This is a genomic window from Amycolatopsis solani, assembly GCF_033441515.1.
Lineage (GTDB): Bacteria > Actinomycetota > Actinomycetes > Mycobacteriales > Pseudonocardiaceae > Amycolatopsis > Amycolatopsis solani.
Genome location: NZ_JAWQJT010000001.1, coordinates 4,199,190 through 4,215,057 on the forward strand (window position 1 = coordinate 4,199,190; position 15,868 = coordinate 4,215,057).

Genomic DNA, 15,868 nt, shown 5'->3' on the forward strand with positions numbered 1-15,868 from the left:
CCTCAGCCGATGGTCGTCGTGGTGAAGACGGGGCTGGGGTTGGGGAAGCAGGCCGTCGGCGCGGTGATGTCGCCGATGATGCTGCTCGCCACCGCCTTGAACGTCAGGCCCGGGTCGCTGTAGCTGGTGCCGGACAGCTTCGTCTCGATGGTGCCCGACTGGCCTGCCGTCAGGTGCGCGGTGATCGTGGGCAGCTCGAAGGTCGCGCCGCCGGCGATCGGGCCGGGGAAGCTCAGCGTCGCGACGCCGTTCGCGACCGCGATGGCCGGTGCCGTGCTGCCCAGGCCGGAGCCGCCGGCGAGGTCGGCGCCGACGTAGGTGGAGTTCGCCGGGATCGGGAACTTGAGCGCGAAGGTGTTGATGTTCTTGACCTTGTTCCCGCTCACGTCACTGGGGACGGTGTTCGGCGCCGGGTCGATGACGACGTCGAAAGCGCCGCCGGGGGCGACCGTCGCGGGCGCGGTGACGTCCGCGTCCTGGTTGAGCGACACCTTCTGCGGACCGACGATCGGGGCGTCGGCCTGGCAGTCGAAGGTGACGGTGGTGGCCGCCGACGCCGGGGCGGCGAGGGCGATCGGAAGGGCGGCGGCCGCGGTCAGAGCGGCGAGCCGGGAAAGGTGAAGAGCTTTCATCTGTATCCACCTACCTGCGGTTTCAAGAGGGGAAGGAGAAAGCTGCGCAGCGATTAGATAGTTACCGGCAAGTTAACTAGCGCGTCAAGGATTTACCGTTCCCATGTACGAGGGGTGACGGCAAATGTGAAAAAGACTCGCCTTTCGGCGGTGTCACGGTGACTCAGGCGTACTGGCGGAGCAACCCGCTCACCGCTGAGGCGTACCGGCTGATCACCACGTCCGCGACGCGCGGGTCGTCGGCCAGCGGGTTCGCGATGAACGCCTTCGGGTCGGCCTCGCGGGCCAGCCGCGCGATGCGGTCCGGCAGCCGGCCCGGGGCGAGGAACCACGATGCGACGATCAGGTGCCGGACCCCGCGCGAACGCAGCCGGGCCGCCGCCGTCGGGATGTCCGGCTGGGTGGCGGACGCGAACGCCTCGCTCACCGGGATGCCCAGGCGCTCTTCCCACTGCGCCGCCAGAGACGCGACGACCGCGTTCGCGGCGGCGTTCGACGAGCCCACCGCGCTCAGCAGCACCCCCGTGCCGCGACGGCGGGGCGCCGAGGCCAGGCGGTCCAGGGCGACGGCCTCCAGGGCCGGGTCCGCGCCCAGGACGTCCGACACCTGGATGCGGAAGCCCGGGCACTCCGCAACCACCGAGGAGATCAGCGCGGGCAGGTCGACCCGCGCGTGGAACGCGCTGCCCAGCAGCAGGGGCACCACGACCGCGGTGCGGTGCCCGGAGGCGTACAACCCGCGCAGCACGTCGGTGACGAGCGGGGCCGAGAGGTCCAAAAAGGACTCGTGCACCTCGAGCCCCGGTGCCTGCGCGCGCACGACGTCCATGAGCGCCCGCACGGTCGCCGCCGAGCGGGCGTCACGGCTGCCGTGCGCGACGGCGACCAGGGGTGGCGTCACGAGAAGCGCTCGCCCACCAGGCCGGCGGCCAGCGTGTCGCCGTCCTTCGGGTCGATCACCAGGAACGCGCCGGTGCGCGGGCTGACGCCGTAGTCGTCGACGCCCAGCTCCTCGGCCAGCCGCAGTGTGACCAAGCCGATGTCGTTGAGTTCCAGCGACGCCGGCGAGTCCACACTGGACAGCGCCTGCTCGTCGAACCGCGCGTGCAGGTCGCCGACGAGGGCCTGGACCGTGCGGGTGCCGTGCTTGACGAGGACGCGCGCGCCCGCCTTCAGCGGCTTCGACGACAGCCAGCACAGGGTGCCGGTGATCTCGTCGGTGACCTGGGGCGGTGCGTCCGCGGCCGCGATCAGGTCGCCGCGGGAGATGTCGATGTCGTCGGCCAGCAGCAGCGTCACCGACGTTCCGGCGCCGGCTTCCGCCAGCGGGCCGTCGGCGGTGTCGATGCGCTCGACGCGGCTGCGGATGCCTTGCGGCAGCACGACGATCTCGTCGCCGGGGCGGACCGTGCCCGCGGCGATCTGGCCCGCGTAGCCGCGGTAGTCCAGGTACTCCGCCGTGCGCGGGCGGATCACGTACTGCACCGGGAACCGCAGGGCCGAGTCGTGCGGGTCGGGGGCGACCGGCACGTCCTCCAGGTGCTCCAGCAGGCTCGGGCCGCGGTACCACGGCGTCCGCTCCGAGCGCGTGGCGACGTTGTCGCCTTCGAGCGCCGACACCGGGATCGTGAGCACCGAACCGCGCGCGTAACCGAGCGTCTCGGCGTGCGAAGCGAACTCCTCGGCGATCACGGTGAACGTCGCTTCGTCGTAGTCGACCAGGTCGATCTTGTTCACCGCCAGCACCAGCTGCGGCACGCCCAGCAGCGCCAGCACGGCCGCGTGCCGCCGGGTCTGCTCGATCACGCCCTTGCGCGCGTCGACCAGCAGCACGGCCAGCTGCGCGGTGGACGCGCCGGTCACCGTGTTGCGCGTGTACTGCACGTGCCCCGGCGTGTCGGCCAGCACGAACGACCGCTTCGGCGTGGCGAAGTACCGGTAGGCGACGTCGATGGTGATGCCCTGCTCGCGCTCCGAGCGCAGGCCGTCGACGAGCAGGGACAGGTCCGGTGTGGACAGTCCCTTGTCGACGGACGCGCGGGTGACGGCGTCGAGCTGGTCCGCGAGCACCGACTTCGTGTCGTACAGCAGCCTGCCGACCAGCGTGGACTTGCCGTCGTCGACGCTCCCGGCGGTGGCCAGGCGCAACAGCGAGCTCATCAGAAGTACCCCTCACGCTTGCGGTCTTCCATGGCCGCCTCGGACATCCGGTCGTCGGCGCGGGTGGCGCCGCGCTCGGTGAGCCGCGACGCGGACACTTCGGCGATGACGTCTTCGACGGTGGCGGCCTCGGACTCGATCGCGCCGGTGCACGAGCCGTCGCCGACGGTCCGGTACCGCACGGTCAGCTCGCGGACCTCTTCGCCGGGACGGGGACCGCCCCACGGGCCTTCGGCCAGCAGCATCCCGTCGCGCAGGTAGACCTCGCGCCGGTGCGCGTAGTAGATCGAGGGCAGCTCGACCTTCTCCCGCGCGATGTAGTTCCAGACGTCGGCCTCGGTCCAGTTGGACAGCGGGAAGACGCGGACCTGCTCGCCCGGGCGGTGCCTGCCGTTGTAGAGGTTCCACAGCTCGGGACGCTGGCGCCGCGGCTCCCACTGGCCGAAGGCGTTGCGGAGGCTGAAGATCCGCTCCTTCGCCCGGGCGCGCTCCTCGTCGCGGCGGCCGCCGCCGAACACGGCGTCGAACTTGTTCTCCGAGATGGTGTCGAGCAGCGGCGTGGTCTGCAGCGGGTTGCGCATCCCGTCGGCGCGCTCTTCGAGGCGCCCGTCGTCGATCCAGTCCTGGACCTTCGCCACGACCAGGCGCAGCCCGTGCCGCTCGACGACGCGGTCGCGGAACTCGATGACCTCGTCGAAGTTGTGCCCGGTGTCGACGTGCAGCAGCGGGAACGGCACCGGGGCCGGCCAGAACGCCTTGATCGCCAGGTGCAGCAGCAGCGTCGAGTCCTTGCCGCCGGAGAAGAGGATCACCGGCCGGTCGAACTCGCCCGCCACTTCGCGGAAGATGTGGATGGCTTCGGATTCCAAAGCCGCCAAGTTGTCCTGTGCCGCATCGGTCGCGGGCTCCAAGGTCGTCATGCGTCCCTTCCTCAGCCGTGCAGTCCGCACTCGGTCTTCGACTGACCCGCCCAGCGGCCGCTGCGCGGGTCCTGCCCCGGCGCCACGCGAGCGGTGCACGGCGCGCAGCCGATCGACAGGAATCCGATCGACACCAGCGGGTTCTCCAGGATCCCGTGCTCGCGGATGTAGCCGTTGAACTCCTCGTCGGTCCACGCCGCGATCGGGTTGACCTTCACCAGGCCGTTGCGGTCGTCCCAGGTGACGATCGGGGTGTTCGCGCGGGTCGGCGCGTCGACCCGGCGGACGCCGGTGATCCACGCCGAGTAGTTCGAGAGGGTCTTGCGCAGCGGCACGACCTTGCGCAGGTTGCAGCACAGCGTGGCGTCGCGGTCGTGCAGCTTCTCGCCGTACTCCGCGTCCTGCTCGGCGACGCTCTGCTCGGCCTGGGCGTTGACGATCTTCACGTCCGGGTAGACCGTCTGCACGGCGTCGCGCGTGCCGAGCGTTTCCGGGAAGTGGTAGCCGGTCTCCAGGAACAGGATGTCCACATCGGACTTCACCTTCGTGGCGAGGTCGATGAGCACGGCGTCCTGCATGTTGGACGCGACGATGAAGTCGTCGCCGAACGTGTCGACGGTCCAGCGGATCGCTTCGGTGGCGGTCGCGTCCGCGAGCTCCTTGGACGCGCGCTCGGCGAGGGTCTTGTAGTCGGCGGTGGCGGTCATCGGGAAACCTCCGGGAGGGACAGGCCGAGGAACTTGACCGAGAAAACCCGGCGACAGGCAGAACACAGCCAGCCGCCGTTCTCTTCCGGCCGCAGGTCCTCGTCGCCGCAATACGGGCAGTAGTACGGCACCGCGCGTTCGGTGGAAGTCACTGCAGGGCGCTTTCCTCGGCGCGCGCGGCCCATTGCGCGAACCGCTCGCCGGACTCGCGCCCGGCCACGTAGTTGCGCACGACCCGCTCGACGTAGGCGGTCAGCTCGCCCGAGGTCACCTTGTGCCCGCGCAGCTTCCGGCCGAACCCGGCGTCGAGGCCGAGCCCGCCGCCCAGGTGCACCTGGAAGCCTTCGACCTGGTTGCCGTCGGCGTCGGTGACGATCTGGCCCTTGAGGCCGATGTCCGCGGTCTGGATCCGCGCGCAGGAGTTGGGGCAGCCGTTGAGGTGCACGCTGACCGGGGTGTCGAGGTCCTTCTGGATGTCCGCCAGCGACTTCTCGAGGTCCGCGACGAGCTGCTGCGCGCGGGCCTTCGTCTCGACGATGGCGAGCTTGCAGAACTCCAGGCCGGTGCAGGCCATCACGCTGCGCCGCCACGGCGACGGCTTCGTCTCCAGCCCCAGCTCGGACAGCTCGGCGGAGAGCGCGGCGACCTGCGCCTCGGGGACGTCGAGCACGACGAGCTTCTGCTGCGGGGTGAGCCGCACGCGGCCGGACCCGGCGCGCTCGGCGGCCTTGGCGACGGCGACGAGCGTGCCGCCGGAGGACCGGCCGGCGACCGGCGCGGCGCCGACGTAGAAAGTGCCGTCGACCTGCGGGTGCACCCCGACGTGGTCGATCGGGACGGCGGGGTCGACCGGCGGCGGGCCGTCGATCAGCTCGCGCTTGAGGTACTCGTCCTGCAGCACCTGGCGGAACTTCTCCGCGCCCCAGTCCTTGACCAGGAACTTGATCCGGGCGCGGGAGCGCAGCCGGCGGTAGCCGTAGTCGCGGAAGATCGAGATGACGCCTTCCCAGACGTCCGGGACCTCGTCCCGCGGCACCCACGCGCCGAGGCGCTGCCCGAGCATCGGGTTGGTGGACAGGCCGCCGCCGACCCAGAGGTCGAAGCCGGGGCCGTGCTCGGGGTGGTCGACGCCGACGAAGGCGATGTCGTGGATCTCGTGCGCGACGTCGGACTGGCCGGAGATGGCGGTCTTGAACTTGCGCGGCAGGTTGGCGTACTCCGGCTTGCCGATGTAGCGGCGCTTGATCTCCTCGATCGCCGGGGTGCCGTCGATCACCTCGTCGGCCGAGATGCCGGCGACCGGCGAGCCGAGGATGACGCGAGGGCTGTCGCCGCACGCCTCCATCGTGGTCATGCCGGCCTGCTCGAGCTTGTCCCAGATCGCCGGGACGTCTTCGATCCGGATCCAGTGGTACTGGATGTTCTGCCGGTCGGTGATGTCGGCGGTGTCGCGCGCGTACTGCTGCGAAATCTCGCCCAGCACCGTGAGCTGCGCGGTGGTCAGCGCGCCGCCGTCGAGCCGGACCCGCAGCATGAAGTAGCGGTCGTCGAGCTCTTCGGGCTCCAGCGTCGCGGTGCGGCCGCCGTCGATCCCCGGCTTGCGCTGGGTGTAGAGGCCGAACCAGCGGAACCGGCCGCGCAGGTCACCCGGGTCGATCGCGTCGAACCCGCGGTGGGCGTAGATGTTCTCGATCCGGGCCCGCACGTTGAGCGGGTGATCGTCCTTCTTCGACCGCTCGTTCGGGTTGAGCGGCTCCCGGTAACCGAGCGCCCACTGCCCTTCGCCGCGCTTCTGCTTCGCGCGCGCGGGTCGGGCGGGGGTCTGACGCGTGGGCGTGGCCATGGCGGCCTCCTCCGAGGGGGCTGTCCGATTTCGTGGCGGGTGGTGGCGACGGCAGTCAGCGAACGGGTGCGCAGAGGGCGCTCGCGACCCGCAGGAGGTCTACGTGGCGGCGGGCCACGAGGAAAACACCGGCATGAGTCACGACGTGAGCGTGCCACGTGTCCACAATGTGGTCCAGGCCTGACCGCATGCTGGGAGAAGGGTCACTTACCTGCGAAAATCGTGTCAACCATGCTTCGGGCGGCCTCTTGCGCCGTTCAAACCACTACAGATAGAGTACTTCGAACACAGTGGTTTGAGGAGAGGAAACCGGGGATGCAGGTCAAGGGTTTCGGGGCGGGGTACCTGGTCGACGACGTCGCCGCGACCACCCGCTTCTACGCCGACGTGATCGGGCTGCCGGTCACCGTCGAGCTGGACTGGTTCGCCAGCGTCAACGCCGGCGCGCCCGGCTACGAGATCAGCTTCGTGCAGCGTGGCCACGCTTCGGTGCCGGAGGGCTACCGCGCGGCCGAGACGACGGGGGTGATGTTCGGGCTCGTCGTCGAGGACGCCGCGGCCGAGGCGAAGCGGCTGGAGGAGGCGGGCGTCGAGCTCGTCGTGCCACTCGTCGACGAGGTGTACGGGCAGCGGCACTTCTACGTCGCGGACCCGGACGGCGTGCTGCTCGACTTCATCGAGATGATCCCCGTCGACCCCGAGTGGGCGGCGGCGAACCTCCCGGCTTCGTAGGGGACAATCGGACCGTGCCCGTACTGCGTCCCGACCCCGCCACCCCGATCGATCCGGCGTTGCCGGAGAGCGCGCTCGAGGGGCTCGGCAGCAGAGCGTTCGGGGTGTACGTGCACGTCCCGTTCTGCGCGACGCGCTGCGGTTACTGCGACTTCAACACCTACACCGCGGGCGAGCTGGACTCCGGCTCGTCGCCGCAGTCGTGGCTCGAAGGGCTCCGGCGAGAGCTGGAACTGGCCGCGCGCGTGCTCGTCGTGCCGCCGGCCGCCGACACCGTGTTCGTCGGCGGTGGCACGCCGTCGCTGCTCGGTGCCGACGGGCTCGGTTCGGTGCTCGACGCCGTCCGCGACGTCTTCGGCCTCGCGCCGGGTGCCGAGGTGACGACGGAGTCGAACCCGGAGTCGACGTCTCCGGAGTTCTTCGCCGGGATCCGCGAAGCCGGCTACACGCGTGTTTCGCTGGGCATGCAGTCGGCCGCGCCGCACGTGCTGAAGATCCTCGACCGGGTGCACACGCCGGGCCGTCCGGGGCAGGCCGCCGCCGAAGCGCGCGCGGCCGGGTTCGACCACGTGAACCTCGACGTGATCTACGGCACGCCGGGAGAACGGCCGGACGACCTCCTCGCCACGCTCGACGCCGTGCTGGCCGCGGGCGTCGACCACGTGTCGGCGTACGCGCTGATCGTCGAGGAAGGCACCGCGCTGGCCCGCCGCGTCCGCCGCGGTGAGCTGCCCGCGCCGGACGACGACGTGCTGGCCGCGGACTACGAGATGATCGACGCCGCGCTCACGGCGGCGGGGCTGCGCTGGTACGAGGTGTCGAACTGGGCGGCCTCGGACGCGGCCCGCTGCCGGCACAACCTCGGTTACTGGCGCGGCGACGACTGGTGGGGCGCCGGCCCGGGCGCGCACAGCCACGTCGGCGGCGTGCGCTGGTGGAACGTCAAGCACCCGGCCCGCTACGCCTCGCTGCTCGCCGACGGCGCTTCGCCCGCGGGCGGGCGCGAAGTGCTCACCGACGACGACCAGCACCTCGAGCGGATCATGCTCGAACTCCGCGTCGCCGAAGGGCTGCCGCTCGACGTCCTCGACGAGCCCGGGCTCGCCGAAGCCCGCGCGGCCGCGGCGGAAGGCCTGCTGGATCCGTCCGCTTTGGACAGCCGGGGCCGCGCGGTGCTCACCGACCGCGGGCGGCTGCTGGCCGACGGCGTGGTCCGGCGGCTCGCGGGCTGATCCGGGATTAAATCGCCGGGGCCGGTCGTTGCTTGTATTCAGCAACGACTTTCGAGGAGGCCTCATGGCGCGCGCGATCAGGTTCGACGAGTACGGCGACGTGGAGGTCCTCCGGGTCGAGGAGGTGCCGCGCCCGGTGCCGGGCCGCGGGCAGGTGCTCGTCGAGGTGCGCGCCGCCGGGATCAACCCCGGCGAGGCGTCCATCCGGCGGGGTCTCCTGCACGACCGCTACCCGGCGACGTTCCCCTCGGGCCAGGGCAGTGACTTCGCGGGCGTGGTCGCCGAACTCGGCGAAGGCGTCGAAGAGATCGCCGTCGGCGACGAGGTGATCGGGTTCGTCGACACCCGTTCGAGCCACGCGGACTTCGTCGTCGCGGAGGCGGTGAACCTCACGCCGAAGCCCGCCGACCTGCCGTGGGAAGTCGCCGGCGCGCTGTTCGTCGCCGGGACGACCGCGTACGCGGCGGTGGGCGCGGTGTGCCCGCGCGAAGGGGAGACCGTCGTCGTTTCGGGCGCGGCGGGCGGCGTCGGGTCGCTCGCGGTGCAGCTGGCGAAGCTGGCCGGCGCGACGGTGATCGGCCTCGCGGGTGAAGCGAACCACGAGTGGCTGCGCGAGCTCGGCGTCGTCCCGGTTTCCTACGGCGAAGGCGTTCTCGAGCGGATCCGGGAAGCCGCGCCGGACGGCGTGCACGCCTTCGTCGACACCTTCGGCTCCGGGTACGTCGAACTGGCCCTGCACCTGGGGATCCACCCCGGGCGGATCAACACGGTCATCGACTACGAGGCGGCCGCGAAGTACAACGTCAAGACCGACGCCAACGCGGCGGGCGCGTCCGCCGAAACCCTGCGCGAGCTGGGCCTGTTGCTGGACAAGGGTTTGCTGACCCTGCCGGTCGCCCGGGTCTACCCGCTCGACGAGGTGCGGGACGCCTACCGCGAGCTGGAGCGGCGGCACACGCGCGGCAAGATCGTGCTGCGGCCCTAGTTCTTCGCGGCGAGCACCTCGAGGCCGGCGAGGTAGGTGTCGAGCGCGAAGTCGAGGCGTTCGGCGGCGGTCTCGGCCGAGAAGAACTCGCCGATGCGGAGCATGTTCGGGAACGACTCCGGCGGCAGGGACCGCATGTAGGCGACCATCTGCTCGCCGCGTGCGGTCACTTCGGCCGCGTCGATGTCGCCCCAGGTCCAGCCGCTGGCCTCGTACGCGTAAGCCTTCGCGTAGAGGGAAAGCGCGTCGCCCGCGAACGTCGCCTGCTTCAGGTCGAGGCCGCCGGCGCGCAGCAGGGCCAGCATCGCCTCGCCCTGGCGCAGCGAGCTCGGCGTGACCGGCACCGCGATGTCCCACGCCACGCGCGCGATCCCGGGGTGCGCGACCATCACCCGGATCTGCGCGCGGACGAGGTCCTTGACCTGCTCGCCCCAGCGGTCCGGGTCCGGATCCGGCAGGGGCACGTCGGCGAGCACGGCGTCGAGCATCAGCTCCGCCAGTTCGTCCTTGTTGGAGACGTGCGCGTAGAGCGACGCGGGCCCGGTCTCGAGTTCCTGCGCGATCCGCCGCATGGTGACCGCGTCGAAGCCCTCCTTCGCCAGGACCGCCAGCGCCGTCTTCACGACGAGCTCCTGGGACAGGGCGGGCTTCGCGGCGCGGCGGCGCGGAGTGCTGCGCCACGGCGGCGGGGGAACGGTCACGCGAACACTGTACTTGACGCGAACGCCGTTCGTAAGTAGAACGGTGTTCGTCAAACGAACAGCGTTCGTAAAGGGGATCTCATGACCACTGCGGAAGCCGATGTCCGTGCCGTGCTCGGCCAGCTCACCCAGGCCTGGAACGACGGGGACGCGACCGCGTACGGGCGGCTCTTCACCGAAGACGCCGACTACGTGACGTTCTTCGGGGCGAACTTCCCCGGGCGTGCCGGGATCGAGAGTTCGCACCGCGCGCTCTTCGAGGGGCCGCTCAAGGGGATCAAGCTGACCGGGCGGCCCGAGGCGGCGGCGAAGGTGCGGTTCGTCCGCCCGGACGTCGCCGTCGCCGTCGTGGGTGGCGGTTCGTCGCTGACTGGAGCGGACACCACCGACGAAGGCCGTGAATCGACCGTCACCTTCGTGTTCGTCCGGGAGGACGGCGAGTGGCTGATCACGGCGTTCCAGAACACGCGAGTGTCGGATCCGCGGTCGTGAAAGCGCTTGCGGAGGCGTCGGGGGTCGTCGCGCGGCCGCCCGGCGAGGTGTTCGACCGGCTGCGGCGCCTGCTGGGCGGCGGCGCCCACCCGATGCGGATGGACGTCGACCGCGAGCGCGGGTTCGTGGCGGTCCAGGGTGGCTGGTGGTACCGCGGGGAGTACCGCGTCACACCGGATCCGGGCGGTGCCCGCGTCGAGCACCGCGTGGTCAACGCGGCTTCGCGCGGGCGGTGGGGGGTGCCGCTCGCGAACCGGTTCTTCGTCGGGTTCCGGGCGCGGACCGCCGCCGGCTTCGCGCGATTGCTCGAAGAACTGGGTGCACCGGGGTAGGCGCGCGCTCGGATCGGCGCGTAGGCTGACTTAGGTAAGCCTTAGTATTGGAGTGGTCGATGACTGAAGCACCCCGGCGGTCCGGGCGTCCCGCGGTGCGGCTGCGGGTGCTGCGCACCGAACGGCTGACCCCGCACATGATCCGCATCGTCGCGGGCGGCGAAGGCATCGCCGACTTCACGCCGAACGACTGCACCGACGCCTACGTCAAGGTGCTGTTCAAGGTGCCGGGCGTCGAGTACCCGGAGCCGTTCGACGTCCAGGAATGCCGTGCGACGCTGCCGCGCGAGCACTGGCCGCGGATGCGTTCGTACACCGTCCGGGCGTTCGACCCGCAGGCCGGCGAGCTGGTCATCGACTTCGTCCACCACGGCGACGAGGGCATCGCCGGCCCGTGGGCGGCCGCCGCCCAGCCGGGCGACGAGCTGCTGCTGTCCGGTCCCGGTGGCGGCTACGCGCCGGGCACCGAGGCCGACTGGCACCTGCTGGCGGGCGACGAAAGCGCGTTGCCCGCCATCGCGGCGTCGCTCGAAGCGCTCCCGGCCGGCGTCCCGGCCCGTGCGGTGATCCTCGTCGAGAACGCGGACGAGGAGCAGCCGCTGGTCACCAAGGCGGACGCGCAGATCACCTGGCTGCACCGGGCGTCCGGCGGCGACGTCGCTGCGGCGGTGCGCGAGCTGCCGTGGCTCGACGGCGTCGTGCAGGCGTTCGTGCACGGCGAGGCGGACTTCGTGCGGAACCTGCGGCGGTACCTGCTCGACGAGCGCGGCGTGCGGCGGGAGCTGCTGTCGATCTCGGGCTACTGGCGCACGGGCAAGAACGACGAAGCGTGGCGCGAGGAGAAAGCGGCCGAACGGGCGCGGGAGAAGTAACCTCGCCGCATGGCGGAACTCAAGGTGGAAGTCGACCCGGCCGAAGCCGGGTTCGACGCGGACCGGCTGTCGCGGCTCGACGCGCACTTCGACCGGTATGTCGAGGATGGACGGTTACCCGGCTGGCTCGCGGTGGTGAGCAGGCACGGCCGGGTCGTGCACGTCGGCCGCGGCGGGCACCGCGACGTCGAAGCGGGTCTCCCGGTGGAGACCGATACGCTCTGGCGCCTCTTCTCGATGACCAAGCCGGTCACGTCGGTGGCGGCGATGATGCTGGCCGAAGAGGGCTTGCTGGAGCTGGACGACCCGATTTCACGCTGGCTGCCGGAGTTCGCCGAACCGCGCGTGTTCGTCAAGGGATCGGCGCTGGCGCCCGTCACCGAGCCGGCGACGTCGCCGATCCGCGTGTGGCACCTGCTGACGCACACGGCGGGCCTGACGTACGGCTTCCACCACGGCCACCCGGTGGACGCGATCTACCGGGCGGCCGGCTTCGAGTGGGGCACCCCGCGCGGTCTCGACCTGGCGGCGTGCAGTGAGCAGTGGGCGTCGCTGCCCCTGGTGTTCCAGCCGGGCACCGAATGGAACTACTCGATCGCGACGGACGTGCTCGGGCGGCTCATCGAGGTGGTGTCGGGCCTGCCACTGGACGAATTCTTCGCGACGCGGATCTTCACGCCGCTGGGCATGACGGAAACGGACTTCGCGGCCACTTCGGTTTCGCGCTTGGCCGCGCTGTACGTCCGCGACCCGGCTTCGGGGCGTGCGGTGCGGAACGACGCTTTCGGGCGGTCCGGTGTCTCACGCCCGGACTGCTTGTCCGGCGGCGGAGGCCTGGTGTCGACGGCGGGGGATTACTGGCGCTTCACGGAGATGCTCCTCCGCGGCGGCGAACTCGACGGCGTCCGGCTGCTGTCCCCGCGAACGGTGTCCCTGATGGCTTCGAACCACCTCCCCGGGCGGGTGGACCTGGAGGCGTTCGGCCGCCCGTTGTTCGCGGAGATGCCCTTCGACGGCCACGGCTTCGGTCTGGGCTTCTCGGTTTTGGAGGACCCGGTGAAGGCCCGGACGTTGTCCTCGGCCGGCGAGTTCGCCTGGGGCGGCGCGGCTTCGACGGCGTTCTGGGTGGATCCGGACGAGGACTTGACGGTGGGGTTCTACACGCAGCTGCTGCCTTCGAGCACCTACCGGTTGCGGCCGCAGCTGCGTCAGCTGGTTTACCAGGCGCTGGTGGACTGAGCAGGCTGGCCCGCCTGCGGCTGCCCCGCGGCGAGGTACCTCGCCACGGTGCTCCGCAGGTGGGCGGAAGATTTGTCACGTCAACGCGGGCTCCAGGTGCGCGTCACAGCCCGCATCGCCCGCGCCGGGACTGCGGTTCGGATTCGTCGCCGCGCCGGAGGCGCTCGTGCCGTCGCTCGAACGTGCCGTCCGTGCCACGACGTGGAACCCGCGCTGTTCACGCGTACCGCTGACCGCCCGATCGGGCAAGGAAACTCGCCCGGCCACGAGTACGTTGGGGGGCAGAGGGTTCTCGGGGAGGGGCGGCCATGCGGCGGATCGGGATCGTCGGAGCGGGGCAAGCGGGCTTGGTCCTGGCCATCGGACTACGCCAACGGGGTTACGCCGTCACCGTGTTCGCCGAGCGTCCCGCGGACGAGGTGCGGGCCGGGCGGCTCGTCTCCAACCAATGCCTGTTCGCTCCCGCGCTGCAGCGGGAACGCGAGCTCGGCATCAACTTCTGGGACGCCGAGGCGCCGCCGATCCGGGAAGTCGCCTTCGCGGCCGCGGGGGTGGAAACCGAACCCGCGATGTCCTGGCGCGTGGGACTCGACCGGCCCGCCCAGTCGGTCGACCAGCGCGTCAAGGTTTCGGACTGGCTGGCGGAATTCGAACGCCTCGGCGGCGAAGTGCGAATTCGAAGGGTCACCCCGGACGAGCTGGACGAGTGCGCCCGCGAGTTCGAGCTGCTCGTCGTGGCGGCCGGGCGCGGCGCGCAGTTCGACGCGCTCTTCCCGCGCGATGACGAGCGCTCGCCGTACCGCGAACCGCAGCGGGCGATCGGCATCATTTACGTCGCCGGGGAACTCGACGCGGTGCCCGGCCTGACGTTCGGGATGTCCCACGTCGGGGAGTTCTTCCTGCTGCCGGTGCTTTCGGTGCACGGGCCCGTGCACGGCATCGGCTTCTTCGGCGTGCCCGGTGGGCCGATGGACGTCTGGGACGAGGTCACCGACGTTGAGCAGCACTACGAGACCGCGCGGAAGCTGTTGCGCGCGCACTACCCGTGGCAGGCCGCGTTGCTCGACGACGCCCGGCCGGCGGCGCCCGGCGATCTGCTGCACGGCCGGATCACGCCGGTCGTCCGGCACCCGGTCGGTACCCTGCCGTCCGGGGCGAAGGTCCTCGCGATGGGGGACACCGCGGTGACCAACGACCCGGTCGGCGGCCAGGGCGCCAACATGGCCGCCCGCGCGGCGCGGGCGTACCAGGAGGCCATCGTCGAGCGCGCGGACCGGCCGTTCGACGAGGAGTTCATGCACGACGCCTTCGCCCGCTACTGGCAGCACGCCCGGCACGCGACGCGCTTCAACAACGACCTCCTGGCCCCGCCCGCGGACCACGTACTGGCCACATTGGACACCGCGCAACGCGTTCCCGAAGTGGCGCACCGGTTCGCGCACCTCTTCGAGAACCCGGCCGACTACGAAGGCTGGCTCGGCGATCCCACAGCGGCGATGGCTTACCTTCAGTCGAAGGGACCGCGGTCGGGGGCGCAGACCGTGCCCGGGGCGGGGACCGAACCCGTGCCGAAGTAGCGGTCGAGCCAGGCGTCGGCGCACGCGCTCTTGCCGCGCGAGCCGTGGCCGTACGCGTCGAGGGTCAGCAGCCGCGCGTTGCCGAGCAGTTTCTCGGTGCGCTGCGCCCCGGCGTACGGCGTTTCCAGGTCGCCCTGGCGGTTGGCGAGCAGCAGGATCGGCGCCGTCGGGCGGTTCCACGGACCGGCGTAGCGGCCGGTGTCGGAGACGTCCCAGCTGGCGCAGGGGAGCGTCTTGTAGACGTCGTACGCGCCGAAACCGCGTCCGACCTGGTCCGCACGCCGGGCGTAGTCCCACCAGACGGCCGGATCGCGCGGGTTCGCCGCGTCCGAGCACAGCGTCGCGCCGCCGCCGAGCAGGGAGTCGATGTCCGGTGGGCCGCCCGCTGACGCCGGTGCGCGCGAGGCCGGATCCGCCAGCGCGGTCAGGAAAGCGGCCAGCTGCGGCGCGGCCTGCGCGTCGGTCAGGTAGTTGTGGATCGTGGCGATCGCGCTCTGGTAGGTGACGACGACCTGCTTGCCGGTCGTGTCGGTCACCGTGATCGGGCCGGCTTCGAGCCGGTCCAGGATCGCGTTGTGGTCGAACGGGCAGCGCGCCGCGCAGGCGTCCAAAAAGGACCCAAGCGCCCGCGGGCCGTCTTCGTAGCCCTGAAGCCGGTAGCTCATCGGACCGGTTCCGGTCGACCAGCGCACCGGGTCGTCGACCGCGTCGAGCGCCAGGGAACCCACCCGGCCGGGGAACAGGTTGGCGTACGTCTCGCCGAGGTAGGTGCCGTAGGACTTCCCGTAGTACCGCAGTTTCGGCTCGCCGAACGCCGCCCGCAGCCGGTCGAGGTCGCGGGCGATCGTGCCGGTCGAGAGGTGGTTCGCCAGCGGGCCCGCGTTCCGCTCGCAGAGGTCGGTGACCGTGCGGGTGTCCGCGATCTGCTGCCGCTCGGCCTCGCGCGTCAGCGGGAACGTGCCGAGCGCTCGCTGGAGCACCTCGAGCTGCGAGGGATCGGTGAAGCAGTGGATCTTCGAGCTGGCGCCGACACCACGCGGGTCGAACCCGACGATGTCGTAGCGCGCGTGCAGGAACGGCGTCAACGCTGGGGCGAACCGGCCGGACGAGCCGGGGCCGCCGGGGTTGTAGAAGATGGTGCCCAGCTTGTGGGCCTGGTCGGTGGCGGGCAACCGGCCGACGGCGATCGACGCGGTGCCCAGCGAAAGGTCCTGATAGGACAGCGGGACGTCGAGGTGTCCGCACTGGTACCCGGCCTGACAAGTGTCTTCCCAGACGATTCCGGCGGGGCTCGCCGCGGCCGCGGGCGCGAGTGCGCCCACGGCGAGAGCGGCGGCCCCCAGAGCCAGCGCAGCACGGAGTTTCGGAGAATTCATGACCCCGATCGTCCCGGCACCGGGACCGGGGGCGCGCTGGTGCGCACCCCCGGAACCGGGGTAGGGCG

General features: G+C 71.2%; 18 protein-coding genes. 8 read left to right on the forward strand and 10 right to left on the reverse strand.

What is annotated here, in order from left to right; genetic code table 11:
* Positions 1 to 2: 2 nt before the first annotated feature.
* From SD460_RS19410 to SD460_RS46890, 8 genes are all read right to left on the reverse strand, one after another.
* Positions 3 to 632, reverse strand: a complete 630-nt coding sequence (locus tag SD460_RS19410; RefSeq protein ID WP_290056572.1) for a cyclase — start codon at positions 630 to 632, stop codon at positions 3 to 5.
* Between the two features lie 163 nt (positions 633 to 795).
* Positions 796 to 1,533: a sirohydrochlorin chelatase gene (locus SD460_RS19415; protein WP_290056571.1), complete on the reverse strand. Its 738-nt coding sequence runs from the start codon at positions 1,531 to 1,533 to the stop codon at positions 796 to 798.
* Positions 1,530 to 2,792 (reverse strand): sulfate adenylyltransferase subunit 1, encoded by a 1,263-nt coding sequence (locus SD460_RS19420; RefSeq protein ID WP_290056570.1) that lies wholly within the window; start codon positions 2,790 to 2,792, stop codon positions 1,530 to 1,532. Before SD460_RS19420 ends, SD460_RS19415 begins: the two co-directional genes overlap by 4 nt.
* Positions 2,792 to 3,712, reverse strand: coding sequence for a sulfate adenylyltransferase subunit CysD (gene cysD / locus SD460_RS19425; RefSeq protein WP_290056569.1), 921 nt, complete (start codon positions 3,710 to 3,712; stop codon positions 2,792 to 2,794). Before cysD ends, SD460_RS19420 begins: the two co-directional genes overlap by 1 nt.
* 11 nt (positions 3,713 to 3,723) lie before the next feature.
* Positions 3,724 to 4,419, reverse strand: a complete 696-nt coding sequence (locus SD460_RS19430; RefSeq protein ID WP_318306473.1) for a phosphoadenylyl-sulfate reductase — start codon at positions 4,417 to 4,419, stop codon at positions 3,724 to 3,726.
* Entirely contained in the window at positions 4,416 to 4,571 is a 156-nt protein-coding gene (locus tag SD460_RS19435) for an eL43 family ribosomal protein (RefSeq protein WP_438860833.1), read from the reverse strand. The genes SD460_RS19430 and SD460_RS19435 overlap by 4 nt, the downstream gene beginning before the upstream one ends.
* Positions 4,568 to 6,262, reverse strand: coding sequence for a nitrite/sulfite reductase (locus tag SD460_RS19440; protein WP_290056566.1), 1,695 nt, complete (start codon positions 6,260 to 6,262; stop codon positions 4,568 to 4,570). Before SD460_RS19440 ends, SD460_RS19435 begins: the two co-directional genes overlap by 4 nt.
* Positions 6,263 to 6,317: 55 nt before the next feature.
* Positions 6,318 to 6,452, reverse strand: coding sequence for a putative leader peptide (locus SD460_RS46890; protein ID WP_354670619.1), 135 nt, complete (start codon positions 6,450 to 6,452; stop codon positions 6,318 to 6,320).
* Between the two features lie 125 nt (positions 6,453 to 6,577).
* Here SD460_RS46890 and SD460_RS19445 point away from each other — a divergent pair, with 125 nt between their 5' ends.
* From SD460_RS19445 to SD460_RS19455, 3 genes are all read left to right on the forward strand, one after another.
* Complete coding sequence (locus SD460_RS19445) at positions 6,578 to 6,994, forward strand: VOC family protein (protein WP_290056565.1); 417 nt, start codon at positions 6,578 to 6,580, stop codon at positions 6,992 to 6,994.
* Positions 6,995 to 7,008: 14 nt separating this feature from the next.
* Complete coding sequence (gene hemW / locus SD460_RS19450; protein WP_290056564.1) at positions 7,009 to 8,226, forward strand: radical SAM family heme chaperone HemW; 1,218 nt, start codon at positions 7,009 to 7,011, stop codon at positions 8,224 to 8,226.
* A 64-nt stretch (positions 8,227 to 8,290) separates the two neighbouring features.
* The gene (locus tag SD460_RS19455) at positions 8,291 to 9,211 is read left to right on the forward strand and encodes an NADP-dependent oxidoreductase (RefSeq protein ID WP_290056563.1); all 921 of its coding nucleotides are present in this window, start codon (positions 8,291 to 8,293) and stop codon (positions 9,209 to 9,211) included.
* On the opposite strand, the gene SD460_RS19460 is transcribed toward SD460_RS19455, so the two are convergent.
* Positions 9,208 to 9,822 (reverse strand): TetR/AcrR family transcriptional regulator, encoded by a 615-nt coding sequence (locus SD460_RS19460; RefSeq protein WP_438860617.1) that lies wholly within the window; start codon positions 9,820 to 9,822, stop codon positions 9,208 to 9,210. The two genes, SD460_RS19455 and SD460_RS19460, sit on opposite strands and share 4 nt — an antisense overlap.
* Before the next feature lie 171 nt (positions 9,823 to 9,993).
* On the opposite strand from SD460_RS19460, the gene SD460_RS19465 reads away from it, so the two are divergent.
* The 5 genes from SD460_RS19465 (at position 9,994) to SD460_RS19485 (ending at position 14,424) form a co-directional block, all read left to right on the forward strand.
* Complete coding sequence (locus SD460_RS19465; RefSeq protein ID WP_290056561.1) at positions 9,994 to 10,404, forward strand: SgcJ/EcaC family oxidoreductase; 411 nt, start codon at positions 9,994 to 9,996, stop codon at positions 10,402 to 10,404.
* Positions 10,401 to 10,736: a hypothetical protein gene (locus SD460_RS19470; protein ID WP_290056560.1), complete on the forward strand. Its 336-nt coding sequence runs from the start codon at positions 10,401 to 10,403 to the stop codon at positions 10,734 to 10,736. The genes SD460_RS19465 and SD460_RS19470 overlap by 4 nt, the downstream gene beginning before the upstream one ends.
* Positions 10,737 to 10,795: 59 nt before the next feature.
* A complete protein-coding gene (locus SD460_RS19475; protein ID WP_290056559.1) occupies positions 10,796 to 11,608 on the forward strand; it encodes a siderophore-interacting protein in 813 nt (270 codons plus the stop codon).
* A gap of 9 nt (positions 11,609 to 11,617) precedes the next feature.
* Positions 11,618 to 12,847, forward strand: coding sequence for a serine hydrolase domain-containing protein (locus SD460_RS19480; RefSeq protein ID WP_290056558.1), 1,230 nt, complete (start codon positions 11,618 to 11,620; stop codon positions 12,845 to 12,847).
* A 308-nt stretch (positions 12,848 to 13,155) separates the two neighbouring features.
* Positions 13,156 to 14,424: a styrene monooxygenase/indole monooxygenase family protein gene (locus tag SD460_RS19485; RefSeq protein WP_290056557.1), complete on the forward strand. Its 1,269-nt coding sequence runs from the start codon at positions 13,156 to 13,158 to the stop codon at positions 14,422 to 14,424.
* Here SD460_RS19485 and SD460_RS19490 read toward each other — a convergent pair.
* On the reverse strand, positions 14,355 to 15,800 hold the full coding sequence (locus SD460_RS19490) for an alpha/beta hydrolase (protein ID WP_318306474.1): 1,446 nt from the start codon (positions 15,798 to 15,800) through the stop codon (positions 14,355 to 14,357). The genes SD460_RS19485 and SD460_RS19490 overlap by 70 nt on opposite strands.
* Positions 15,801 to 15,868: the final 68 nt, after the last annotated feature.

Excerpts from the sequence above, each read along its gene's own strand:
- SD460_RS19485 (WP_290056557.1), top strand. The coding sequence starts at position 13,156 with ATGCGGCGGATCGGGATCGTCGGAGCGGGGCAAGCGGGCTTGGTCCTG.
- SD460_RS19490 (WP_318306474.1), bottom strand. The coding sequence starts at position 15,800 with ATGAATTCTCCGAAACTCCGTGCTGCGCTGGCTCTGGGGGCCGCCGCT.
- SD460_RS19410 (WP_290056572.1), bottom strand. The coding sequence starts at position 632 with ATGAAAGCTCTTCACCTTTCCCGGCTCGCCGCTCTGACCGCGGCCGCC.
- SD460_RS19455 (WP_290056563.1), top strand. The coding sequence starts at position 8,291 with ATGGCGCGCGCGATCAGGTTCGACGAGTACGGCGACGTGGAGGTCCTC.
- SD460_RS19480 (WP_290056558.1), top strand. The coding sequence starts at position 11,618 with ATGGCGGAACTCAAGGTGGAAGTCGACCCGGCCGAAGCCGGGTTCGAC.
- SD460_RS46890 (WP_354670619.1), bottom strand. The coding sequence starts at position 6,452 with ATGCGGTCAGGCCTGGACCACATTGTGGACACGTGGCACGCTCACGTC.
- SD460_RS19430 (WP_318306473.1), bottom strand. The coding sequence starts at position 4,419 with ATGACCGCCACCGCCGACTACAAGACCCTCGCCGAGCGCGCGTCCAAG.
- cysD (WP_290056569.1), bottom strand. The coding sequence starts at position 3,712 with ATGACGACCTTGGAGCCCGCGACCGATGCGGCACAGGACAACTTGGCG.
- SD460_RS19420 (WP_290056570.1), bottom strand. The coding sequence starts at position 2,792 with ATGAGCTCGCTGTTGCGCCTGGCCACCGCCGGGAGCGTCGACGACGGC.
- SD460_RS19445 (WP_290056565.1), top strand. The coding sequence starts at position 6,578 with ATGCAGGTCAAGGGTTTCGGGGCGGGGTACCTGGTCGACGACGTCGCC.
- SD460_RS19475 (WP_290056559.1), top strand. The coding sequence starts at position 10,796 with ATGACTGAAGCACCCCGGCGGTCCGGGCGTCCCGCGGTGCGGCTGCGG.
- SD460_RS19440 (WP_290056566.1), bottom strand. The coding sequence starts at position 6,262 with ATGGCCACGCCCACGCGTCAGACCCCCGCCCGACCCGCGCGCGCGAAG.
- SD460_RS19465 (WP_290056561.1), top strand. The coding sequence starts at position 9,994 with ATGACCACTGCGGAAGCCGATGTCCGTGCCGTGCTCGGCCAGCTCACC.